The sequence below is a fragment of the Pseudomonas putida genome (genome assembly GCF_005080685.1).
Lineage (GTDB): Bacteria > Pseudomonadota > Gammaproteobacteria > Pseudomonadales > Pseudomonadaceae > Aquipseudomonas > Aquipseudomonas putida_V.
The window spans coordinates 5,333,624-5,356,190 of record NZ_CP039371.1 but is presented as its reverse complement, the minus strand read 5'-3'; the positions used below and the strand labels follow the sequence as shown (position 1 = coordinate 5,356,190).

Here is a 22,567-nt window from a genome sequence, read left to right as displayed (position 1 = left end):
CGTAACAGGATGAAACAGCGCAATCGCATCAGGACGTTGGGCTCGTTGGCCCTGCTGGCGCTCGTCGGTAACACCAGCGCGCAGGCTGCCGAGGCCTTCTCCAGCGAATCGAAATGGATGACCGGCGACTGGGGCGGTACGCGCACCGAGCTGCTGGAAAAGGGCTACGACTTCACCCTCGACTATGTCGGCGAGGCTGCCGGCAACCTCAATGGTGGCTACAACGATGACAAGACCGCGCGCTACAGCGACCAGTTCGCCCTGGGCGCGCACCTGGACCTGGAGAAAATCTTCGGCTGGAAGGACACCGAGTTCAAGCTGGCGATCACCGAACGCAGCGGCCGTAACCTGTCCAACGACCGCATCAGCGACCCACGCGCCGGGCAGTTCAGCTCGGTGCAGGAAGTCTGGGGCCGTGGCCAGACCTGGCGGCTGACGCAGATGTGGATCAAGCAGAAGTACTTCGACGGCGCCCTGGACGTGAAATTCGGCCGCTTTGGCGAAGGCGAGGACTTCAACAGCTTCCCTTGCGACTTCCAGAACCTGGCTTTCTGCGGCTCGCAGGTGGGCAACTGGGTCGGAGGCATCTGGTACAACTGGCCGGTCAGCCAGTGGGCGCTGCGGGTCAAGTACAACATCACCCCGGAATTCTTCGTTCAAGTCGGAGCCTTCGAGCAGAACCCTTCCAACCTGGAGACCGGCAACGGCTTCAAGCTCAGCGGCAGCGGCACCAAGGGCGCGATCCTGCCGGTCGAAATGGTTTGGTCGCCGCAGGTCAACGGCCTGCCCGGCGAGTATCGCCTGGGTTACTACTACAGCACGGCCAAGGCCGACGATGTGTTCGACGACGTCAATGGCAACCCCCAGGCGCTGTCCGGCGAAGCCTTCAAGTCGCATTCGAGCAAGCATGGCTGGTGGGTGGTGGCGCAGCAGCAGGTGACCGCCCATGGCGCAGACGTCAATCGCGGCCTGAGCCTGTTCGCCAACTTCACCGTGCATGACAAGGCCACCAACGTGGTCGATAACTACCAGCAGGTCGGCCTGGTGTACAAAGGTGCCTTCGACGCGCGGCCCAAGGACGACATCGGTTTCGGCGGGGCGCGTATCCATGTGAACGATGATGTGAAGAAGCGTGCCGAGTTGCTCAACGCCCAGAGCGGCATCGATGACTACGACAACCCAGGGTTCGTGCCGCTGCAGCGCACCGAATACAACGCCGAGCTCTACTACGGGTTCCACGCCACCAACTGGCTGACCGTCCGGCCCAACCTGCAGTACATCAAGAGCCCGGGTGGCGTGGACGAGGTCGACAACGCGCTGGTCGCGGGTTTGAAGATTCAGTCGTCTTTCTGAGCCGGTTTGTTGTAAATTTACGCCAATCCACGTCGACACCTGGCATCCACTGGCTTTGCAGTGGATTGCCAGGGTAGGCAAAGACAGCGCTATCTCAAACAACAAGAGCCCGTCACCATGCCCGAACATCCGCTTCATCGCTTCTTCAGCACGCAACGGCCCAGGCCGACGTTCGAATGGGAGCGTTACCAGCAGCGCGATGTCCTGGTCATCGATCACCCGCGTTGCCAGGCGGTGTTCAGCCGTCAGGGCGCACAGTTGCTGCATTTCCAGCCCGCCGGCGAGCGCCCCTGGCTGTGGTGCGCCGAGCAGTGGCCGCAAGTGGGTGCCATTCGTGGTGGCGTGCCGGTCTGCTGGCCCTGGTATGGCCGCCACCCCAGCGAAGACCTGTGGCCCGCTCATGGCTGGGCACGGCTGCTGGACTGGAAACTGGTGGACAGCCGCGAGGACGAGGAGGGCGTGACGCTGAAGTGGCGACTGGACCTGTGCGACTGGCAGGTCGACCTGCATGCGCGCTTGGGCAGCCGTATGGAACTGCGCCTTAGCACCGAGCATCAGGACAGCGAGCCCTGCCAGTTGAGCCATGCGTTGCTGGCCTATTGGCGTATCAGCAACGTTTCGGAGATAGCGCTGTCTGGGTTGGAGGATGTCGAAGGCTATGACCGCCTCAACCGCCAGGCATGCCGCGACGAAGGGGCTTTGAAGGTCAAGGGCGGCTGCCAGCGGGTGTACCCGGGCACGGCCCAGGTGCAACTGCAGGACCCGGCCTGGCAGCGGGCGTTATGCATCGATACCGGCGACAGCGACGATACCGTGGTCTGGCACCCGGGCAACCGGCCGCTGATGGGCGTGACCGGGCGCGAGTGCCAGGGGTTCGTCTGCGTCGAGGCCGCCAGCGGCAGTGGCGAGGGCCTGAGCCTGGCGCCCGGTGAGCGTGCGCACCTGCGTTTGCAGGCGCACCGGCTCAGTTGAGCTCGTCGTCCTCGATCGGGTAGCGGCTGGCGTTGAGGCTTTCCTTGATCTTGCGCAGGTGGGGCTGGAAGTCCACGCCACGGCGCAGGGTCATGCCGGTGGCAAGCACGTCGAGCACGGTCAGCTGGATGATCCGCGAGGTCATCGGCATGTAGATGTCGGTGTCCTCGGGCAGCGGGATGTGCAGGCTCAGGCTGCAGACACTGGCCAGCGGCGAATCGGCAGCGGTCAGGCCGAGTACCGAGGCGCCGTTTTCACGGGCCAGGCGCGCGACGTCGACCAGCTCGCGGGTACGGCCGGTATAGGAGATGATCACGAACAGGTCGCCGGTATGGGCCACCGAGGCGAGCATGCGCTGCATCAGCACGTCGGCATGCGCCGAGACGGCCAGGTTGAAGCGGAAGAACTTGTGCTGCGCATCCAGTGCCACCGGCGCCGAGGCACCGAGGCCGAAGAAGTGGATCTGGCGGGCCTGGATCATCATGTCGACGGCGCGGCTGACCTGCTGCGGATCGAGCTGTTGGCAGGCGCTGTCGAGCGAGGCGATGGCGCTGCCGAAGATCTTCTGGGTGTAAGCTGCCGGATCATCGTCGGCTTCCACCGCACGGCTCACGTAGGCGGCGCCGCTGGCCAGGCTCTGCGCCAGCTGTAGCTTGAGCTCGGGGTAGCCGCTGACGCCGAACGAGCGGCAGAAGCGGTTGACCGTGGGTTCGCTGACCTTGGCCGCCTGGGCCAGTGCAGCGATGCTGAAACGGGTGGCTTGTTGCGGGTTGAGGAGGATGACTTCGGCGACTTTGCGTTCGGCCTTGTTCAGCTCGTCGAGGCGTCCCTGGATCTGCTCCAGGAGATTTCGCACGCGGTCCATGGGGTTTTCCTTGGGTCGGAAGGCAGGCGGCTTACGAGACAGCAGGCCTTTTACAGAGTTGTCTATCGTACTGTCGGTGCGCTTGGTGCACCACTTGTCTGTAACATGTGACGTTAATGTTGTGGTTTTTACTACATTTTTCCTTGAAAACCACCTGTGAAAGCGGTATTTCTAGTCCAACTTTAGGAAAGAACCAACATCATGGCTGCGATCAGTGTAGACCCTTGCACCTTTGCCCTGTTTGGCGCCCTCGGCGACCTGGCACTGCGCAAGCTGTTTCCCGCCCTCTACCAGCTCGACCGGGCCGACCTGCTGCACGCCGATACCCGTCTGCTGGCGCTGGCCCGTGAGCCCGGTAGTGCCGAGGAGCATCTGGCCACCATCGAAGCCCACCTGCGCCGCCATGTGCCTGCGGCGGACATCGAGCCAGCGGCGCTTGGCCGTTTTCTCGGGCGCCTGAGCTACCAGCATCTGGACTTCCTCCAGCCCGAGGGTTACCAAGCCCTGGCCGAGCGGGCCGCTGGCCAGCCGCTGATCGCCTATTTCGCCACTGCGGCCGCCGTCTATGGCGCCATCTGCGAAAACCTCGAGCGCGTAGGCCTGGCGGAGCGCACCCGGGTGGTGCTGGAAAAACCCATCGGCCACGATCTGGAGTCATCGCGCCGGGTCAACGATGCCGTGGCGCGCTTCTTCCCGGAGAGTCGTGTCTATCGCATCGACCACTACCTGGGCAAAGAAACCGTCCAGAACCTGATTGCCCTGCGCTTTGCCAACAGCCTGTTCGAGACCCAGTGGAACCAGAACTCGATCTCCCACGTGGAAATCACCGTGGCCGAGAAGGTCGGCATCGAAGGCCGCTGGGGCTATTTCGACAAGGCTGGCCAGTTGCGCGACATGATCCAGAACCATCTGTTGCAGCTGCTGTGCCTGATCGCCATGGACCCGCCCAGCGACCTTTCGGCCGACAGCATCCGCGATGAGAAGGTCAAGGTGCTCAAGGCCCTGACACCGATCACTGGCGAGGCCCTCGGCACCCATGTGGTGCGCGGCCAGTACATTGCCGGCTACAGCGACGGCAAGCCGGTACCGGGTTACCTCGAGGAGGAGAACGCCAACGCCCAGAGCGATACCGAGACCTTCGTCGCCCTGCGTGCCGACATCCGCAACTGGCGCTGGTCGGGCGTGCCGTTCTACCTGCGCACCGGCAAGCGCATGCCGCAGAAACTGTCGCAGATCGTCATCCACTTCAAGGAAACCCCGCACTACATCTTCGCTCCGGAACAGCGTTTGCAAATCGGTAACAAGCTGATCATTCGCCTGCAACCGGACGAAGGCATTTCTTTGCGAGTGATGACCAAGGAGCAAGGGCTGGACAAGGGCATGCAACTGCGCAGCGGGCCCTTGCAGCTGAATTTTTCCGACACCTGGCGCAGTGCGCGGATTCCGGATGCCTACGAACGCCTGCTGCTCGAGGTGATGCGTGGCAACCAGAACCTGTTCGTGCGCAAGGACGAGATCGAATATGCCTGGAAGTGGTGCGACCAGCTCATCGCCGGTTGGCGCAACAGCGGTGACGCGCCCAAGCCCTATGCGGCCGGGTCGTGGGGGCCGATGAGCTCGATTGCATTGATCACACGCGATGGGAGGTCGTGGTATGGCGATATCTGAACTGCAACTGCCGGCAACGGTACAGCTTCGTGAGCTGCCGGACGGCAAGGTGCTTGCCGCCACCCTGGCCCATGATGTCGCTGAGCGTCTGCGCGTCGCCATCGCCAGCAAAGGCCGGGCCTGCCTGGTGCTGTCCGGCGGCCGAAGCCCGGTGCCGTTTCTCGAACAGCTGGCCAGCGAGGCGCTGGACTGGTCGAAGGTTACCGTGAGCCTGGCCGACGAGCGCTGGGTGCCGGTAGAGCATCCCGACAGCAATGCTGGCCTGTTGGCCCGTCATTTGTTCAAGGGCGATGCCGCCCGTGCCCGTTTCGTCGGCCTTTACCAGCAGGCCGAAAGCCTCGATTCGGCGGCCCTCAAGGCTGACCAGGCGTTGGCCGAGCTGCCGCCGATCGATGTGCTGGTGTTGGGCATGGGCGACGATGGCCACACGGCTTCATTGTTCCCACACAGCCCTAACCTCGCTCAGGGCCTGGACCCGGCTGGCACTCGCCGTTGCCTGCCGTTGTTGGCGCCGAGCGTGCCGCACCAGCGTCTGTCGATGACCCGCTCGCTGCTCGCCAGCGCGGCCTTCATCGCCCTGGCCGTGCAAGGCCCGGGCAAACTCGCTACGCTGCGCGCCGCGCTGGCTGGCGACGCCATTGCCGAAATGCCGATTCGCGCTTTTCTTCACGATCCACTGAGCATCTTCTGGTGCCCATGAGCCAAGGACACACTGTCATGACCACCCTCGAACGCCCACAGCCTTTGCTCTCGATGGCCGAAAAAGCCGCTCGGATCGACGCGATTTGTGACCAGGCGCGCATCCTCCCGGTGATCACCATCGCCCGTGAACAAGACATCCTGCCCCTGGCCGACGCTTTGGCTGCTGGCGGCATCCGCACGTTGGAAGTGACCCTGCGCTCCCAGCATGGCCTGAAGGCCATCGAGGTGCTGCGTGAGCAGCGGCCAGAATTGTGCGTCGGTGCTGGCACTGTACTCGACCGCGGCATGTTCGATGCGGTCGAGGCAGCGGGTGCGCAGTTCGTGGTGACGCCAGGCGTGACCCAGGACATCCTCGAGGCCGGCGTCGCCAGCGACATCCCGCTGTTGCCAGGCATCAGCACCCCGTCCGAGATCATGATGGGCTACGCCCTGGGTTACCGCCGCTTCAAGCTCTTCCCTGCGGAAATCAGCGGTGGCGTGGCGGCGATCAAAGCCTTTGCCGGCCCGTTCGGCGATATCCGCTTCTGCCCCACAGGCGGGGTCAACCCGGCCAACGTACGTAACTACATGGCGCTGCCCAACGTGATGTGCGTGGGCGGCACCTGGATGCTGGACAGCAGCTGGATCAAGAACGGCGATTGGGCGCGCATCCAGGCCTGCAGCGCCGAGGCGATGGCACTATTGGACTCCAACTGAATTTGTTGTGTGCTTTACGGCTTATGGGGCGCTTGGTCGGCGCCCCTTTTTTTTGCGCTTTGGATTTGCAGGGCGACGCTCGATATCTGCAGCGCTGCAGCTCTCCCGACGGGTACCGCGCCCCAAAAAAAAGCCCGCATCAAGGATGCGGGCTCAGGTGTTGCGCGGTTGGCCTCAGGCCGCTTTGGCCGCCTGCTGGCTCAACGAGCGGTTCAGTGCACTGAACAGCGCCTTGAAGCTGGCGGTGGTGATGTTTTCATCGATGCCCACGCCGTGTACCGGACGACCACCGGCCACGCGCAGTTCGATGTAGGCTGCCGCCTTGGCATTGGTGCCAGCACCGATGGCGTGCTCGTTGTAGTCCATGATTTCCACCGAGATCGGCAGGCCTGCTACCAATGCTTCCAGGGCGCCGTTGCCCTTGCCGCGCCAGTGCAGGGTGGTTTCGCCTTCGCCGGCGACTTCCACTTCCACGGCGCTGTGGCCGTTTTCTTCCTGCAGGCGGTGGCTGACCAGTGCGTAGGGTGCGTTGGCCTGGAGGTATTCCTTGTGCAACAGGCTGTAGATCTGCTGTGCGGTCATTTCCAGGCCCAGGCGGTCGGTTTCACCTTGTACCACCTGGCTGAACTCGATCTGCATGCGGCGTGGCAGGCTGATGCCGTACTCCTGCTCGAGCAGGTAGGTGATGCCACCTTTGCCGGACTGGCTGTTGACGCGGATGACCGCCTCGTAGCTGCGGCCGATGTCGGCCGGGTCGATCGGCAGGTACGGCACCTCCCACAGCTCGCTGTCCTTCTGCTTGGCGAAGCCCTTGCGGATGGCATCCTGGTGCGAGCCGGAGAACGCGGTGTGGACCAGGTCGCCCACGTACGGGTGACGCGGGTGCACCGGCAACTGGTTGCATTCTTCGACGACCTTGCGCACGCCGTCGATGTCGGAGAAGTCCAGCTCCGGATCGACGCCCTGGGTGTACAGGTTCAAGGCCAGGGTCACCAGGTCGACGTTGCCGGTACGCTCGCCGTTGCCGAACAGGCAGCCTTCGGCACGGTCGGCGCCGGCCATCAGGCCCAGCTCGGTGGCGGCGATGCCGGTACCACGGTCGTTGTGGGTGTGCAGGCTGATGATCACGCTGTCACGACGGCTGATGTTGCGGCAGAACCATTCGATCTGGTCGGCGTAGATGTTCGGCGTGGCGACTTCCACGGTGGCCGGCAGGTTGAGGATGACCTTGTGCTCGGGCGTCGGGTTCCACACTTCGATGACCGCGTCGCAGACTTCCTTGGCGAATTCGAGTTCGGTGGCGCTGAAGGTTTCCGGCGAGTACTGGAAGGTCCACTGGGTTTCCGGCTGCTGGGCGGCGTACTTGACGAACAGCTTGGCAGCGCTCACCGCGATGTCCTTCACGCCTTGCTTGTCCTGGTTGAAGACGATGCGGCGGAACGACGGGCTGGTGGCGTTGTACAGGTGGACGATGGCCTTCTTGGCCCCGCGCAGCGACTCGAAGGTGCGCGCGATGAGGTCTTCACGGGCTTGGGTGAGCACCTGGATGGTGGTGTCGTCCGGGATGTGGCCGTCCTCGATCAGGGTGCGCACGAAGTCGAAGTCGGTTTGCGAAGCGGAGGGGAACGACGCTTCGATCTCTTTTACGCCGACCTGCACCAGGGTCTTCCAGAAACGCAGCTTCTTCTCCGAATCCATCGGCTCGATCAGCGACTGGTTGCCATCACGCAGGTCGGAGCTGCACCAGATCGGTGCCTGGGTGATGGTCTTCGACGGCCAGGTACGGTCGGGCAAATCGATGGTCGGGAAGGCGCGGTATTTCTTCGAAGGGTCTTTGAGCATGGTCATGGAAGCAATCCTTTTGTGTGCGGCCGAGATCGGGCCTGCCGTGCAATAACGAGATGAAGGGGCGAGGCGACGCGATTCAGCCTGGTAGTCGGGCGCTGACCAGGCAGAGGCTGCGATGTTGTCGGAGCAGGATGAGGGTGCTGAAGGTTTTCATGGCTTCAACCCTAACCAGTGGGGTGGGGGAAGGCAAGTGCCGGAAAAAATTTGAGATAAATGCTTAAAAAAAGCTGATCGGCGAGATTTTATGGCTTTAATTTGCAAGATGCTTACTGGTTGTTGCGCGGTATTTTTCGTTGGCGCAAGACGTAGAATTAGGCTTTGACGGTACAGGCCTTTTCGCGGGTAAACCCGCTCCTACAGGGGCACGCAGGGCTCGAAAGCGGCGCATGACCTGTAGGAGCTGGCTTGCCGGCGATGAAGGCAACGCGGTCTCAGGGCTGGAACGCCCCGATGAAAATAGCCGGGTCCACCCGTGCATCGTTGAGGCTGACGTTCCAGTGCATGTGCGGCCCGGTCGCCCGCCCGGTCGAGCCCACGCGCCCTACTACGTCGCCCCGGCGCAGTTGCTGGCCTACCTGCACATCGATCTTCGACATGTGGCAAAACATGCTGATGAAGCCCTGGCCGTGGTCGACGAACACCGTGCGGCCGTTGAAGAAGTAGTCACCCACCAGGATCACCTTGCCGTTGGCCGGGGTCTTGATCGGTGTGCCGGCAGGCACGGCGAAGTCCAGGCCGGCATGCGGGTTGCGCTCCTCGCCATTGAAGAAGCGGCGCACGCCGAACTTGCTCGACAGCGGCCCGTTGACCGGCTTGTCGAGCACCAGGTTGCTTGGCAGGTTGGGGCTGAAGCTGCGATACGCCTTGACCTGCTCGGCCAACTCACGATCGATGCGCTTGAGGTCGGCCGGGTTGGGATTGACCTGGCGCTTGTTCTTCAAGGTGATGTGCTGCTCGGGGTACTTCTTGTGCCCGACACTGAAGGGCAGGCTGCGGCCGTCCTGGCTCAGGGTGGCGGTACCAGGCTTCTGGGTCAGCGGGATGCCGACGATGGCCAGCCAGTTGTTTTGCTCCTTGACCACCAGCACCGGTTTGCCATCGAAGCGCGCGCTGGGCGTTTGCGCCGAAGGACCGAGGTCGACCACGGCCACGCCACCGGGCACGGGCTTGTTCAGCGTGCGGGTGATATAGCTGGCCTGGGCGCCACTGGCCAGCAGCAGGAGGGAGAGGGCAAGCAGGGGCGCGAACAGGCGGGGCATGTGTCAGTCCAGTAGGGAAAGGGTGACCGGAGTCAGGTGGTTGTCCTCGACCCGCACCTGCAGCTCGCCTTCATTAAGGCGGGCGGTGAGGCGTTGGCCGTTGCGGGTCTGTCCGGCGCTGCGGATGGCCTGGCCACGCTCGTCGAGCAGGATGCTGTAGCCGCGAGCCAGCGTGGCCAGCGGGCTGACCACTTGCAGCGTCTGCAGTTGCGCCTGGAAGCGTTGGCGACGATCCTTGAGCACCTCGCGCATCGCCCTTGGCAGGCGTTCGGCCAGGCTGTCGAGACGCTGGCCGAGCAGCTTCAGGGTGCGCCCAGGGTGTTGCGCGGCCAGGCGGGTGTCGAGGCGGACCAGGCGCTCGCGGCGCTGGTTGAGGTTGAGCATGAAGGCCCGGCGCAGGCGCATGTCCAGGTCGTCCAGGCGTTGGGCCTGTTGGCGCAGGCGTTCGCCCGGATGGCGCAGGCGCCGGGTCAGTGACTCCAGGCGCAGGCGGTCGTGGGTCAGGCGGTTCTGCATGCGCAGCATCAGGCGCCGGTGCAGGCCGTCCAGGCGTTGCTGCAGGCCGCTGCTGTCCGGCGCCAGCAGTTCGGCGGCGGCGGACGGGGTGGGGGCGCGGACGTCGGCGACGAAATCGCTGATCGACACATCGGTCTCATGGCCCACGGCGCTGACGATCGGCGTGACGCACGCGGCCACGGCGCGGGCCACGGCTTCTTCGTTGAAGCACCAGAGGTCTTCCAGCGAGCCGCCGCCACGCGCCAGGATCAGCGCATCGAAGCCGCGGCTGTCGGCCAGTTGCAGGGCGCGGACGATCTGGTTGATGGCCTCGCGACCTTGCACGGCGGTGGGGATCAGGTTCAGTTCGACCTGTGGCGCGCGACGCCGGAACACGCTGATGATGTCGCGGATCACCGCGCCAGTGGGCGAGGTGACGATGCCGATGCGCTGTGGATGGGCTGGCAGCGGCTTCTTGCGTTCGGCGCTGAACAGCCCTTCGTTACCGAGTTTTTCCTTCAAAGCCTCGAAGGCCAGGCGCAGGGCACCGTCACCGGCGGGCTCGACGGTATCGAGGATCAGCTGGTAGTCGCCGCGCCCCTCGAACAGCGAGACCTTGCCGCGCACCCGCACCGCGAGGCCATCGCGCAGGGCCTGGCGCACGCGGGTTGCGTTCTGCCGGAACAGCGCGCAGCGCACCTGGGCGCCGCTGTCCTTTAGGGTGAAGTACATGTGGCCGGAGGCCGGGCGGGCGAGGTTGGATATCTCGCCTTCCACCCAGACGCTGCGGAACACGTCTTCCAGCAATACGCGGGCGCGGCCGTTGAGTTGGCTGACGGTGAGGACCTCGCGGTCCAGGCCGAGTCGTTCGAAAGGGTCTTTGATCATGCCGGGCATCATAAAGGACAAGCGGGAGCGATGCACCGGGTGCGGTGCTGACAGGATGTGTCCTACCCTGCCTGGCGAGTTCGAGGGCTTACCGACCGATCGTGGCGGAGCCTAGCCTGGGTGCCTCAATTGCAAGGAGGTGTTCATGTACGACGTCGACTCCACCACATACCGCTCGAAGGCATTCAACCGCCGAGTACGCTTTTTGGTTTTCCATTACACCGCAATCAACTTCAATGGCTCGGTCAACGCTCTGGCAAAGGGAAGCCAGGTCAGTGCGCACTACCTGCTGCCCACGCCCGCCGATCCGAGCTATCAACGTGCAGGTTTCGACCGGGTGCGTATCTTCAACCTCGTTGACGAAAGCGAGCGGGCATGGCACTCAGGCGTCAGCGCCTGGGGAGGGCGAAGCAACCTCAACGATACAGCGATCGGTATCGAACTGGTCAACGAAGCTTCGGTGAGCAACGGCCAGTTCACCTTTGCGGAATATCACCCGGAGCAAATAGCGGCATTGATACAACTGAGCCGAGACATTCTCCAGCGGTATCCGGACATCTCACCGACACACGTGCTCGGCCACAGTGACATCGCCATCGGACGCAAAAGCGATCCAGGGGCGGCTTTTCCGTGGCACACCCTGCACGAAGCAGGTATCGGCGCGTGGTATGACGATGCGACCAAGGCGCAATTTCAAGCGCAGTTCGCAAGCGACATGCCTAAGCCCGAGGACGTCCAGGCTAAGCTGCGCACCTACGGCTACAGCGTTCCAAGCCAACCCAGCGGCAGTTACATGCGTTCGCTGTTCAGGGCTTTCCAGTTGCACTTTCGCCCCGGTGATCACCGGGGGGTGGTCGATGCCGAGACCGTGGCCATCCTTTACGCCCTGATGCAACGCTATCAGTCCTGAAGTGTGTCCTTTGCCTATGGCGCACAATTGCATCAACCGCTGTCTGGCGTGGTGTTGCCGACGAACGGATGCTGCAGAGGCTAAGATGTGCCGGTCGCCCTTGGAACTCACTTCATGCTCGCCCAGCTATCGTTTGCCGGCCTTGATTGGCTGGCCATCCTGTTCGCCATCGGCGCCGCCTACATCGTCTTCGGCATCGCCGGTTTCGGCACGGCATTGGTCGCAGGCCCTGTGCTGATTCACTTCATGCCGTTGTCACGGATTATCCCGCTCCTGGTGCTTCTGGACTTCGTCGCCGCCTTCGGCAACCTGCTGCCTTCGCGGCGCGACGTGGTTCGCGGTGAGTTGCTGCGCCTGCTGCCGTGTATGGCCGTAGGCTGTACCCTGGGCGTGGTTTTCCTCTTGCGGCTGAAGTCGGACGTGCTGCTGTTGCTGATGGGGCTGTTCGTCACTGCCTACGCAATTTACGGCTTGGCTGTGAAGGTGCGGCCGGCCAGATTGGCTGGCTACTGGGCGGTGCCGATGGGCACCATCGGCGGCCTGTTCGGCGCCTTGTTCGGCAGTGGCGGCTTTCTGTACGCGATCTACCTGAGCGCTCGCCTGGAGGCCAAGGAGCAGGTGCGGGCAACCCAGAGCGCGCTGATCAGCTGCAGCACGCTGGTGCGCTTGTCGCTGTTCCTGATTGCCGGGGTGTATGCCGATACTGGCCTGCTGCTGCTCGCCGCCTGCCTGCTGCCGGTGATGTTCGCCGGACTGTGGCTCGGCCGTCGGCTGACCTTGAAGCTGTCCCGCGAAGCTTTCGTGCGCTTGGTGACCTGGCTGGTGCTCGCCAGTGGCCTTGCGCTGCTCGGTCGCTACCTCAGTGGCTGAGCAACCGGTAGAATTGCGCCATTACCGTAGTTTCCAGGCCTGTCCCGCCCATGAACACCCAGAGCATCATCGTTCCCAAGCTTTCCACCGTGCCGGTTCACGAAGCCCGTGCCCGCGCCATCCTGCGCTGGCTGGTGCGGGAAAACGTGGTGGAGGAACAACTGACCACCTGCGGCCGCACTGGCAATCGCATGGGGCACGCCCTGGCCGAGGGCGCCCGCAAGTTCGCCCTGCATCCCGAAAAGTTGCCGTTCGGCGAGCCGGTCAACGGCCTTGAAGTGGTGCTCAAGCGCTGCATCTATACGCCCAGCGATGGTTTTCTCGAGGAGGCCGGCTGCCCGGAATGCCGACGCGAGGTCGGCGAGCCGCTGTTCGAAAGCCTGGAAGAGTGGATGCCGGGGGTGAGCGACAACTTCACCTGCCCACTGTGCGGCTTCGAGGACGATATCAATGGCTTTCTTTTCCTGCAGCCATGTGCCTTTTCCAACCTCGGGTTCATCTTCAACAACTGGGGCGAGGCCGGTTTCACCCAGGCCTTTGTCGACAGCTTCGCCGACTGGCTCGACCAGCCGGTGGCGGTGGTACAGGTAAAACTGCCACAAGGCTGACCGAAGGCCCTTATTTTGCATTGAGCGGCGCGCCGTGGATGAGTATAATGGCGCGCTTCCATTTTTCCCGCCCGGGAGCCCCCGCGATGCTGCGTATCAGCCAAGAAGCCCTGACCTTCGACGATATCCTCCTTGTACCTGGCTATTCCGAGGTACTGCCCAATGAAGTCAGTCTCAAGACCCGTTTGACCCGCGGCATCGAGCTGAACATTCCGCTGGTTTCCGCTGCCATGGATACCGTGACCGAAGCGCGCCTGGCCATCGCCATGGCCCAGGAAGGCGGCATCGGCATCATCCACAAGAACATGACCATCGAACAGCAGGCCGGCGAAGTGCGCAAGGTCAAGAAGTTCGAGGCTGGCGTGGTCAAGGACCCGATCACCATCGACGCCGACGCCACCGTGCGCGACCTGTTCGACCTGACCCGCCTGAACAACATCTCCGGTGTTCCGGTGCTGGAGAACGGCGACCTGGTCGGTATCGTCACTTCCCGTGACGTGCGTTTCGAGAGCCGCCTGGATGCCAAGGTGCGCGACGTGATGACGCCTAAAGAGCGTCTGGTCACCGTGCGCGAAGGCGCCGACAAGAACCAGGTCCGCGAGCTGCTGCACAAGCACCGTCTGGAAAAAGTCCTGATCGTCGACGACAAGTTCAGCCTCAAGGGCATGATGACCGTCAAGGACATCGAAAAGGCCAAGGCCTACCCGCTGGCCAGCAAGGACGACCAGGGTCGCCTGCGCGTCGGCGCTGCCGTCGGTACCGGCAAGGACACCGGTGAGCGCGTTGCCGCCCTGGTTGCCGCCGGCGTCGACGTGGTGGTGGTCGACACCGCCCACGGTCACTCCAAGGGTGTGATCGATCGCGTTCGCTGGGTCAAGGAAACCTACCCGCAGGTGCAGGTGATCGGCGGTAACATCGCCACCGGCGCAGCCGCCAAGGCCCTGGCCGAAGCAGGCGCCGACGCGGTCAAGGTCGGTATCGGCCCTGGCTCGATCTGCACCACCCGTATCGTCGCCGGTGTCGGCGTGCCGCAGATCAGCGCCATCGCCAACGTTGCCGCGGCACTGGAAGGCACTGGCGTGCCACTGATCGCCGACGGCGGTATCCGCTTCTCCGGTGACCTGTCCAAGGCCATCGTCGCCGGTGCCTCGTGCGTGATGATGGGTTCGATGTTCGCCGGTACCGAAGAGGCGCCAGGTGAGGTCGAGCTGTTCCAGGGGCGTTCTTACAAGGCCTACCGCGGCATGGGTTCGCTGGGTGCCATGGCCCAGGCGCAAGGCTCCTCCGATCGCTACTTCCAGGACTCCTCGGCAGGCGCCGAGAAGCTGGTTCCGGAAGGTATCGAAGGCCGCGTGCCGTACAAGGGCGCCCTGGCGGCGATCATCCACCAGCTGATGGGCGGCCTGCGTTCGTCCATGGGCTACACCGGCAGTGCGACCATCGAAGAGATGCGCACCAAGCCGGAGTTCGTGCGTATCACCGGTGCCGGCATGGCCGAGTCCCACGTGCATGACGTGCAGATCACCAAAGAAGCCCCTAACTACCGCGTAGGCTGAGGCTTTTAGCTACACCAGCAAGCGGGGCTGTCACGACAGCCCCGCGTCGTTTCCGATTTCCACTGACGAGATTGAGTCATGGCCCTCGACATTCACGCTCACCGCATCCTGATCCTCGATTTCGGTTCCCAGTACACCCAGCTGATCGCTCGCCGCGTGCGCGAAATCGGTGTGTATTGCGAACTGCATCCGTTCGACATGGACGATGAAGCGATTCGCGAATTCAACCCGCGCGGTATCATCCTCGCCGGCGGCCCCGAGTCGGTCCACGAAGCCAACAGCCCACGCGCCCCGCGGGCGGTCTTCGACCTGAACGTACCGGTGCTGGGCATCTGCTACGGCATGCAGACCATGGCCGAGCAGATGGGCGGCAAGGTCGAAGGCTCTGAGCTGCGTGAGTTCGGCTACGCCCGTGTCGACGTGGTCGGCAAGAGCCGCCTGCTCGATGGCATCGAAGACCACGTCGATGACGACGGTGTGCTGGGCCTGGACGTGTGGATGAGCCACGGCGACAAGGTCACCCAGATGCCAGGCAACTTCCATGTGCTGGCCAGCACCCCAAGCTGCCCGATCGCCGGCATGTTCGACGATTCGCGTGGCTACTACGGCGTGCAGTTCCACCCGGAAGTGACCCACACCAAGCAGGGCGGTCGCATCCTGTCCCGTTTCGTGCAGGACATTTGCGGCTGTGAAGCCCTGTGGACACCGTCCAACATCGTCGACGACGCCATCGCCCAGGTGCGTGAGCAGGTCGGCTCGGCCAATGTCCTGCTGGGCCTGTCCGGCGGTGTCGACTCCTCCGTGGTTGCCGCGCTGCTGCACCGCGCCATCGGCGACCAGCTGACCTGCGTATTCGTCGACAACGGCCTGCTGCGCCTGCACGAAGGCGACCAGGTGATGGCCATGTTCAAGGAGAACATGGGCGTCAAGGTGATCCGCGCCGATGCCGAGAAGCAGTTCCTCGACAACCTGGCCGGCGAAGCTGACCCAGAGAAGAAGCGCAAGATCATTGGCCGCACCTTCATCGACGTGTTCGATGCCGAGGCCAGCAAGCTGGAAAACATCCAGTTCCTCGCCCAGGGCACCATCTACCCGGACGTGATCGAGTCGGCTGGCGCCAAGAGCGGCAAGGCCCACGTGATCAAGTCGCACCACAACGTCGGTGGCCTGCCGGAGGAGATGAACCTCAAGCTGGTCGAGCCGCTGCGTGAGCTGTTCAAGGACGAAGTACGCAAGATCGGCCTGGAACTGGGCCTGCCGTACGACATGGTCTACCGCCACCCGTTCCCGGGTCCAGGCCTGGGCGTGCGCATCCTCGGTGAAGTGAAGAAGGAATACGCCGACATCCTGCGTCGTGCTGACCACATCTTCATCGAAGAGCTGCGCAAGGCCGACTGGTACCACAAGACCAGCCAGGCCTTCGTGGTGTTCCAGCCGGTCAAGTCGGTCGGTGTGGTCGGCGATGGCCGCCGCTACGCCTGGGTCGTCGCGTTGCGCGCGGTCGAGACCGTGGACTTCATGACCGCACGTTGGGCGCACCTGCCGTACGAACTGCTGGAAACCGTCAGCGGCCGTATCATCAACGAAATCGAAGGCATCTCGCGCGTTACCTATGACGTGTCGAGCAAGCCGCCTGCCACCATCGAGTGGGAGTGAGTTGAACGAAGAGGGCGCCGCGAGGCGCCCTTTTTGCATTTATGATTCAAACCTCGACGTACGTTAAGCCGCGACGCGAAAGCAGGGCCTTTATCTGCGCCTGGCTCTCCAGTCGCCGGCCGCTGATCCACGGCCATTCAGGTCTGTCGATATAGAGGTACCTGGCGTCTCGTCGAAGGGGCGTGTACTTCAGTTGCCCGTCTTTGCTTCGGTGTATCAGGTTCATTTGCCCGTCGATCTCCTCGAACGTGAAGTTACCCGGAGGTGTCAATGCGCGCTCCAGGTCGCTTCCGGACAGTGGGCGACCGCCCACGGCATCCTGCGTGCGCAGGTTGCTTCCAAGGCGTGGGCGAGGCCTCACGGCAGCTTGCACGCGCAGGTCGCCTTTCACGCGTTGCGCCGTGGCGTTGTCCTGGGTGATCGAGAGCCCGGGATCTTCACCTATTCGATAGGGCTGGCCAGCGGGAACATCCTCGAAACGCAGCCCGATTGCCCCTTCGATCTCGCTCAGCCCTGGTACGCCTTCGAAGGTATTCGAATGCGAGTTGCCGACCAGCGCCACCCATCTGCTGGCACCCCGCGTTGCTTGGTCGGCCTCGATGATGCGGTGGGCGTAGAAATTCATCATTCGTTGGCGTGTCAGCGGTCCAGGCGAACGCATCCAGGCCTGGCGGTAGCTGGCCAGACAGTCGATTGCCTGGACGCGGATGCCGTTCTTCTGGGCGGTGGTCAGCACCTGCATGAAGGTGTAGCCGTTGGCGCGGTCGGTAGCGTGCCCGATGTCCTGGGCGCTGACATAAGTCTTCAGGTTTTCCGGCATTTCTCCTGTCTTGTGGAACAGATCCAGGTCCGCCTGGTGAAAGTCGGTCATGAAGTGCTCCATGTAGAGCACCCGCACCTTCTGTTTCTTCAACAACGCCATGCTGTCGATCAGGAAGCGCTTACTGCCTGTGTGAAAGTGGGACTCGCCAATGACCAGGCCGTTGCTGCGCTCGTAGACACTGGCGATTATCTGTTTCGGGCTGGCCTCGGCAGGCAGTTTGGGTATCTCTGGACGGGCAGGTAGTTCGGGGTCGATGAAGTATTCGTTGGTATCGGCCAGCAGCTGATCGCGAAGCTTTCTGAACTCGACGAACGCTGCCTCTTCGCTTGGGTTGAAGCTACCGAAGACACCGCTGAAGGCCCTGTCGTCGCTCGAAAGGATTGCCGGTGCCAGCGTCGAGCGCATATCGGGTGGTATCTCGTAGGGCGTTGCGGGCAGGGCTGGCAACTCGGTCGCTGTCGTGCGCCCCCACAGGCTGAGCAGCTTGCGCGGCATCCCTTCGCCTATCAGATCAGGGCGGGCCAGCGGCTGCCAGGAGCCTTCGGCGCTTTGCTCGATCGGCACGTTGCGGTAGAACGAGTAAGGGTTCTCCGGGTCGATCACCACCCAACTGCGCGTTTCCCCGACGTAGCGAACCTGATAGGGAATACCGTCGATCTCTGCATAGTAATTGCCCTCCTGCAGGAAGATGCCCGCCATCTCACCCGTGCCTGGCTCGCCATACAAGATCACGTTGGCCTCGAACGCGTTCAGTAGCTCTGGCTGCGCGATGGGCTTGAAGGGTTCCGGAACCCAGGTCCGCAGTTCTGCAGGGGTGGCGGGGGCATCCTCCGCTGATGGCAGTGGCTTCTCCGCGGGATGCCCTCCGCGGTTTCTCCCAACTCCGCGAGGGTACTGGGGGACTCACCCAGCAGGAAGGTTGCGTTGAACAGGGTGTCGATGGCGGCGACTACCGCTCCGAGCACGCCGGCCTGGCGCTCGGCCGTGGTGTGGCCGGTGATGGCCTGGTCGATGTTCAGGCCGGTTTCGGCGAGCCCAGCCCCGACGACAGCCAGGGTCACCGGCCAGTCCACGCCGGCCATCGGGCCGAAGGTTTGACCGAACGCCTTGAGGTAGCCGATCCACAGCTGCTTCCTCAGGTCGGCATTGGAGCGCAATGCGAAGTCGGCGTCATCGTGCATGCGCTGGCGTGCGGTGTCGCGCAGATGATCGAAGGCGTCGCCCGGCAGCGTCGTGTCCCGCTGGTCAAGGACAGCTGGGTATTGCCCGCCCCAGTGGTAGAACAGTAAATCGAGCAGGTGGTTCAGCCCGGCATCGCTGCCCTTTTCGGCGTGGCTGGCCATTGGGAAGTGCGTCATGAACCTGGCGCGATTATCGGCCTGGTTGGTGTTCATCAGCACCCACCAGTAGAGCGCCTGACGGTCTGGGAACAGGTGCAACGGCTGATCCTCGCCAGGGATGTACAACAGTTGTGCGCCATCGGCCATTTCCACCCGCAGGATATCACTGGCGACATGGCCACCGATGTCGAAGGTGCAAAGGCGGTAGCCGGTGGCGGGTGTCACGCGACGGTTCAGTTGTTCGAGTGTCGGTGGCCAGGTGTCGATGTCCGTCAGTGCCTTGGCGACTTCGAGGGCCCGCTTGGCCAGGGCAGGGTTGTCGCCGTCGAGGGTTTCGAAGACTTTCCCCAGGAAGTTGACCTTGGCCAGCAGACGAAAGCTGTCGGCATGCGCCTGCCAGAACGCATCGCACTTCTGCTTGAATGCTTGGCTGAAATCCAGCGCCCAGAAGGCTTCGAGTATGTCGCCGGGGGCGATAGGGACTTCATTGTGTTCGTCGAAGACGTCCTTTTCCATGCCGTCCTTGTAGAAACCCGTGAGGTAGCTGAGCAGGTCGGCGTTGTCTTGGTCGTGTACGTCGAAGCGCTGCATCACCAGTTGCGGGAGGGTCAGCGATTGGTAGGGGGTCTCGTAGTGCTGCCATCCGCTGAAGGTGCGTGGGCTGCTCTGCGCGGTATGGAAGCGATTGAGAAAGACATGATCGGGGTCCAGCGCGCTCTGGAGGTGTTGCGCCAGAAGCGACTGCGCGACATCGCGGGCCATCTGACGCATATCCGGGCAGTCGGGGACCAGGAGGTTGGCCTGCTGCTTCAGGTGCTGGCGAGTGGTCTGTTGGGCTTGGGGGAGGGCCATGAGGTTTCCTCGGGCTGGTGGAAACCTCAGGTTCCTCCGCAGCCAGGAGGATAGGGCGGTAGATAGCTAGTACCTGCCATGAGCCTATTGAGCGTGGAGTGCAAGTGAGTTGAGCTCAACGACAAGGGCGCCGAACGGCGCCTTCGCCGTGCTGGCATCTGGTTCAGGTGCGGCGATAGCGCAGCCCAGCTCGCTCGAGGGTCGCCCGCAGTTCCACGAGGTCACGCAGCGGCCTGCCACTGACCCATGGCCAGTCGGGTTTGTTGATCTGCAGGCGATCGCCCTGCTGCCTTATCGGTGTGTGCTTGAGTGTGCCGTCATGGCCACGGTGGATCAGGTTAGGCTGGCCAGCCACGCTCTTGAACGTGAAATCACCCGTATTGCGCAGGCACGTTTCCAGATCGCGCGCCGGCAGTTCGTCGTGGGTGATGGGCACCTGTAACCTAAGGTCGCCGCGCACGCTTTGCATGCTCAGGTCGCTTTCGATCACCGTCAGGCCGGGGTCGATGCCGATGCCACCTACCTGATCCACTGGAATGTCCTCGATACGCAGGCCGATGGCTCCTTGCAACTCGCTGATGCCTGCAACGCCCTCGAATGTGTTCGAATGCGTGTTGCCCACCAATGCCACCCATCTGGCCGGACCACGGTTGGCCTGATCGGCCTCGATGATCAGGTGGGCGAAATAGTTCATCATCTTCTGCCTTGCATGCGAGGGAGGCAGGTCGTTCCATGCTTGTCGATAACTGGCCAGGCAGTCGATGGCCTGCAGGCGGATGCCATACTCGCGAGCGCTGGCGAGTACCTTCTCGAAGGTGTAGCGGCAGCCCGCGTCGGTGGCGTGGCCGAAATCCTGGGCTTGCACATAGGTGCGCAGGTTCGCTGGCATTTGCCCGGTGCGGTTGAAGGCGTCCAGGTCGGCCTGATTGAACTCGGTCATGAAGTGCTCGAGGTACAGCACCTTGACCCGTGCTTTGCTCAGTTGCGCCATGTTGTCGATCAGAAAGCGCTTGCTGCCCAACTGTGAATGGCTTTCTCCGATGACCAGGCCGTCGGCCTGAGCGTAGGCGGCGCGAATGATCTGCTTTGGGCTGGCCTGGGGAAGCAGCTCTGGCAGCGTTGGCCGGGCGCGGGGTGTGTGGGTGGCGAGGTAGCCGCTGGCCTCGGCGGCGAGCTTGTCACGCAATCTGCGAAAGGTTTCGAACGCGGCCTCGGCGCCGGGGATGAGGTCGACATGGGCGCCGGACAACGCGTGCAAGTTTCCTGACAGGGCCGCATTCTCGAGTGCAGGGCGTAATTCGACAGGTACCTCATAAGGGGATGGCGGTAGCTCCGCCAGCGCCGGGTTGGGCGCTGTTCTGCCCCAGAGGTTGAGCCATTTACGAGCCAGCATGCCGCCCTTCAAGCCCGGGCGCGGGTAGGGATGCCATTGCCCGGCGTCGAATCGTACAGGCACGTTGCGGTAGAAAGAGTACGGGTTGGCGGGGTCGACGATGATCCAGCTTTGCATTTGTCCGACCCACCGTACCTGGTAGGGGGCCTGGTCGATCAGCACATAGTGGTTCCCTGCTTGGGTGTAGATGTTTTCGAGCGCGCCGCTGCCCGCTTCTCCCTCGATGACGATGTTTGCCATGAACGGTTCGAGTAGGGTGGATTGCTCCGTTTGCCTGGCGCTGGCGGGCACCCAGGTCTGGATTTCGGTGGCTGTCGCTGGCGCGAGTTCATCCTCTGGCTCGACGGGAGCGTTTTCGCCGACGCCCAGGGCCTCGAGGTCCTGGCCGGCGGCTTTGAGCAGGCTGGCTAAGGCAACGGCATCGAACAGGGTGGCAATCGCTCCGATCACTGCAGCAATGACACCGGCCTGGCGTTCGGCGGTGGTTCGCCCGGTGATCGCCTGGTCGATATGCAGGCCGACCTGCATGAGGCCTGCGCCCACCACGGCCAAGGCTATGGGCCAGTCCACCGCGGACATCGGGCTTGCTATCTGGCTGAATGCACTGAGATAGCCTATCCACAACTGTTTGCGTAATTCGGCGTTGGAGCGCAGGGCGATATGGGCGTCATCGAACATGCGTTGTCGGGCATTGTCGCGCAGCGTGTTGAAGGCGTCTGTGGTGATCACGCTGTCGAGTTGGTTGAGGCAGGCATGGCGTTCGCTTCCCCAGTTGTAGAACAGCAGGTCGAGCATGTGGTTGAGCCCGACGCTGTCGTGTTTGTCTGTCTGAGACGCGAGCGGAAAGTGGCTCATGAAACGGCTTCGGTTGTCGGCGTGGTTGCTGGTGTTCAGTACCCACCAATACAGGTCGCGCTCAGTTGCAAACAACTGCAAGGGCTCTACCTCGCCGGGGATGTACAGCAGTTGATAGCCATCCTGCATGCGTACCCGCAGGATATCGCTGGCCAGGTGGCCGCCGATGTCGAAGCTGCAGAGCCGATATTCCGGCACTGGCAAGATTTCCTGATGCAACTGCTCCAGCGTGGGTGGCCAGGAGATGGGGCCGACCAATGCTCGTGCCACTTGTAGCGCGCGTCTGGCCAGTTCGCTTTTGGCGTCGGCTTCGCAAGCCTCGAGCACTGCGCCGAGAAAGTGCACCTTGGCCAGGATCCGGTAGGTGCCGGCATGCTGTTGCCAGAACGCTTCGATCCGCTGCTGGAACTGGGTGCTGAAATCGATTGCCCAGAAGTCCGTGAGCACGTCACTGGGGGCGAGGGGGATTTCGTTGCGCTCATCGAACACGCTTGCGCCGCTACCCTCGCTATAAAAGCCAGCGCGGTAGTTGAGCAGGTCAGCGTTGTCCTGGTCATTCACGTCGAACCGATGCATCACCAGCTGCGGCAGGGTAAAGGACTGCACCGGTGCATCGTGGTGCGCCCAGCCTGAAAAGGTATGTGGGCTGGACTGGGCCGTCTCGAAGCGGTTGAGATAGACCTGATCGGGGTCCAGGTGCGGATGCCCGTATTTGGCCAGAATGGTCAGGGCTGTTTCCCGGGCCATCTGACGCATATCGGGGCAGTCTAAAACCAAAGGCCTGGCAAGTTGCTGAAGTTGTGCGTATGTCTGTTGCTGTCGATCGGAAGAAACCATGCGCAAATGCTCGGCAGTTTAGGAAGCTGGAGTGTGATGCCGGCTTTTCGAGGGATGCGGTTGATATGTCTGTACGTAGCGCTGTAGCACCCTGCGGCAAGACTTCACTTAATCTTTCGCA

The 22,567-nt window shown here is 62.8% G+C and carries 17 protein-coding genes; 10 read left to right on the top strand and 7 right to left on the bottom strand.

Going from position 1 to position 22,567, the window contains the following annotated elements; genetic code table 11:
* Positions 1 to 9 precede the first annotated feature (9 nt).
* Both E6B08_RS24960 and E6B08_RS24955 read left to right on the top strand, forming a co-directional pair.
* The gene (locus E6B08_RS24960) at positions 10 to 1,353 is read left to right on the top strand and encodes a carbohydrate porin (protein WP_136916406.1); all 1,344 of its coding nucleotides are present in this window, start codon (positions 10 to 12) and stop codon (positions 1,351 to 1,353) included.
* 117 nt (positions 1,354 to 1,470) lie between these two features.
* Positions 1,471 to 2,325, top strand: coding sequence for a D-hexose-6-phosphate mutarotase (locus E6B08_RS24955; RefSeq protein ID WP_136916405.1), 855 nt, complete (start codon positions 1,471 to 1,473; stop codon positions 2,323 to 2,325).
* Here the strand turns inward: E6B08_RS24955 and hexR are convergent.
* Complete coding sequence (gene hexR, locus E6B08_RS24950; RefSeq protein ID WP_192938704.1) at positions 2,318 to 3,181, bottom strand: DNA-binding transcriptional regulator HexR; 864 nt, start codon at positions 3,179 to 3,181, stop codon at positions 2,318 to 2,320. The two genes, E6B08_RS24955 and hexR, sit on opposite strands and share 8 nt — an antisense overlap.
* 210 nt (positions 3,182 to 3,391) lie before the next feature.
* On the opposite strand from hexR, the gene zwf reads away from it, so the two are divergent.
* The 3 genes from zwf to E6B08_RS24935 are packed head-to-tail and all read left to right on the top strand — an operon-like array spanning position 3,392 to position 6,256.
* A complete protein-coding gene (zwf, locus tag E6B08_RS24945; protein WP_136916403.1) occupies positions 3,392 to 4,858 on the top strand; it encodes a glucose-6-phosphate dehydrogenase in 1,467 nt (488 codons plus the stop codon).
* Positions 4,845 to 5,558 carry a 6-phosphogluconolactonase gene (gene pgl / locus E6B08_RS24940; protein WP_136916402.1) on the top strand — a complete coding sequence of 238 codons (714 nt, stop codon included), beginning with the start codon at positions 4,845 to 4,847 and terminating at the stop codon, positions 5,556 to 5,558. Before zwf ends, pgl begins: the two co-directional genes overlap by 14 nt.
* Before the next feature lie 17 nt (positions 5,559 to 5,575).
* A complete protein-coding gene (locus tag E6B08_RS24935) occupies positions 5,576 to 6,256 on the top strand; it encodes a bifunctional 4-hydroxy-2-oxoglutarate aldolase/2-dehydro-3-deoxy-phosphogluconate aldolase (protein ID WP_136916401.1) in 681 nt (226 codons plus the stop codon).
* A gap of 174 nt (positions 6,257 to 6,430) precedes the next feature.
* Here E6B08_RS24935 and leuA read toward each other — a convergent pair whose 3' ends face one another.
* From leuA to xseA, 3 genes are all read right to left on the bottom strand, one after another.
* Positions 6,431 to 8,104, bottom strand: coding sequence for a 2-isopropylmalate synthase (gene leuA, locus E6B08_RS24930; RefSeq protein WP_136916400.1), 1,674 nt, complete (start codon positions 8,102 to 8,104; stop codon positions 6,431 to 6,433).
* A gap of 431 nt (positions 8,105 to 8,535) precedes the next feature.
* Positions 8,536 to 9,363, bottom strand: coding sequence for a peptidoglycan DD-metalloendopeptidase family protein (locus tag E6B08_RS24925; protein WP_136916399.1), 828 nt, complete (start codon positions 9,361 to 9,363; stop codon positions 8,536 to 8,538).
* Between the two features lie 3 nt (positions 9,364 to 9,366).
* Positions 9,367 to 10,746, bottom strand: coding sequence for an exodeoxyribonuclease VII large subunit (gene xseA / locus E6B08_RS24920; RefSeq protein WP_136916398.1), 1,380 nt, complete (start codon positions 10,744 to 10,746; stop codon positions 9,367 to 9,369).
* 145 nt (positions 10,747 to 10,891) lie between these two features.
* Here xseA and E6B08_RS24915 point away from each other — a divergent pair, with 145 nt between their 5' ends.
* The 5 genes from E6B08_RS24915 to guaA all read left to right on the top strand — a co-directional run bounded on the left by E6B08_RS24915 (position 10,892) and on the right by guaA (position 16,346).
* A complete protein-coding gene (locus tag E6B08_RS24915) occupies positions 10,892 to 11,656 on the top strand; it encodes an N-acetylmuramoyl-L-alanine amidase (RefSeq protein ID WP_136916397.1) in 765 nt (254 codons plus the stop codon).
* Between the two features lie 114 nt (positions 11,657 to 11,770).
* Positions 11,771 to 12,526, top strand: a complete 756-nt coding sequence (locus tag E6B08_RS24910; protein WP_136916396.1) for a sulfite exporter TauE/SafE family protein — start codon at positions 11,771 to 11,773, stop codon at positions 12,524 to 12,526.
* A 50-nt stretch (positions 12,527 to 12,576) separates the two neighbouring features.
* Positions 12,577 to 13,134 (top strand): sugar ABC transporter ATPase, encoded by a 558-nt coding sequence (locus E6B08_RS24905; RefSeq protein ID WP_136916395.1) that lies wholly within the window; start codon positions 12,577 to 12,579, stop codon positions 13,132 to 13,134.
* Positions 13,135 to 13,220: 86 nt separating this feature from the next.
* Complete coding sequence (gene guaB / locus E6B08_RS24900) at positions 13,221 to 14,690, top strand: IMP dehydrogenase (RefSeq protein WP_136916394.1); 1,470 nt, start codon at positions 13,221 to 13,223, stop codon at positions 14,688 to 14,690.
* A 78-nt stretch (positions 14,691 to 14,768) separates the two neighbouring features.
* Positions 14,769 to 16,346, top strand: coding sequence for a glutamine-hydrolyzing GMP synthase (guaA, locus tag E6B08_RS24895; protein ID WP_136916393.1), 1,578 nt, complete (start codon positions 14,769 to 14,771; stop codon positions 16,344 to 16,346).
* Between the two features lie 46 nt (positions 16,347 to 16,392).
* On the opposite strand, the gene E6B08_RS24890 is transcribed toward guaA, so the two are convergent.
* The 3 genes from E6B08_RS24890 to E6B08_RS24880 form a co-directional block, all read right to left on the bottom strand.
* Positions 16,393 to 17,901, bottom strand: coding sequence for a membrane-targeted effector domain-containing toxin (locus tag E6B08_RS24890; RefSeq protein ID WP_136916392.1), 1,509 nt, complete (start codon positions 17,899 to 17,901; stop codon positions 16,393 to 16,395).
* A gap of 17 nt (positions 17,902 to 17,918) precedes the next feature.
* Positions 17,919 to 19,361, bottom strand: coding sequence for a dermonecrotic toxin domain-containing protein (locus E6B08_RS24885; RefSeq protein ID WP_136916391.1), 1,443 nt, complete (start codon positions 19,359 to 19,361; stop codon positions 17,919 to 17,921).
* Positions 19,362 to 19,524: 163 nt separating this feature from the next.
* On the bottom strand, positions 19,525 to 22,446 hold the full coding sequence (locus E6B08_RS24880) for a membrane-targeted effector domain-containing toxin (protein ID WP_136916390.1): 2,922 nt from the start codon (positions 22,444 to 22,446) through the stop codon (positions 19,525 to 19,527).
* Positions 22,447 to 22,567 lie beyond the last annotated feature (121 nt).

What these genes read in the sequence shown, in the direction of transcription:
- E6B08_RS24960 (WP_136916406.1), top strand. Translation starts at nt 10, where the DNA reads ATGAAACAGCGCAATCGCATCAGGACGTTGGGCTCGTTGGCCCTGCTG.
- E6B08_RS24955 (WP_136916405.1), top strand. Translation starts at nt 1,471, where the DNA reads ATGCCCGAACATCCGCTTCATCGCTTCTTCAGCACGCAACGGCCCAGG.
- zwf (WP_136916403.1), top strand. Translation starts at nt 3,392, where the DNA reads ATGGCTGCGATCAGTGTAGACCCTTGCACCTTTGCCCTGTTTGGCGCC.
- pgl (WP_136916402.1), top strand. Translation starts at nt 4,845, where the DNA reads ATGGCGATATCTGAACTGCAACTGCCGGCAACGGTACAGCTTCGTGAG.
- E6B08_RS24935 (WP_136916401.1), top strand. Translation starts at nt 5,576, where the DNA reads ATGACCACCCTCGAACGCCCACAGCCTTTGCTCTCGATGGCCGAAAAA.
- leuA (WP_136916400.1), bottom strand. Translation starts at nt 8,104, where the DNA reads ATGACCATGCTCAAAGACCCTTCGAAGAAATACCGCGCCTTCCCGACC.
- E6B08_RS24925 (WP_136916399.1), bottom strand. Translation starts at nt 9,363, where the DNA reads ATGCCCCGCCTGTTCGCGCCCCTGCTTGCCCTCTCCCTCCTGCTGCTG.
- xseA (WP_136916398.1), bottom strand. Translation starts at nt 10,746, where the DNA reads ATGATCAAAGACCCTTTCGAACGACTCGGCCTGGACCGCGAGGTCCTC.
- E6B08_RS24915 (WP_136916397.1), top strand. Translation starts at nt 10,892, where the DNA reads ATGTACGACGTCGACTCCACCACATACCGCTCGAAGGCATTCAACCGC.
- E6B08_RS24910 (WP_136916396.1), top strand. Translation starts at nt 11,771, where the DNA reads ATGCTCGCCCAGCTATCGTTTGCCGGCCTTGATTGGCTGGCCATCCTG.
- E6B08_RS24905 (WP_136916395.1), top strand. Translation starts at nt 12,577, where the DNA reads ATGAACACCCAGAGCATCATCGTTCCCAAGCTTTCCACCGTGCCGGTT.
- guaB (WP_136916394.1), top strand. Translation starts at nt 13,221, where the DNA reads ATGCTGCGTATCAGCCAAGAAGCCCTGACCTTCGACGATATCCTCCTT.
- guaA (WP_136916393.1), top strand. Translation starts at nt 14,769, where the DNA reads ATGGCCCTCGACATTCACGCTCACCGCATCCTGATCCTCGATTTCGGT.
- E6B08_RS24885 (WP_136916391.1), bottom strand. Translation starts at nt 19,361, where the DNA reads ATGGCCCTCCCCCAAGCCCAACAGACCACTCGCCAGCACCTGAAGCAG.
- E6B08_RS24880 (WP_136916390.1), bottom strand. Translation starts at nt 22,446, where the DNA reads ATGGTTTCTTCCGATCGACAGCAACAGACATACGCACAACTTCAGCAA.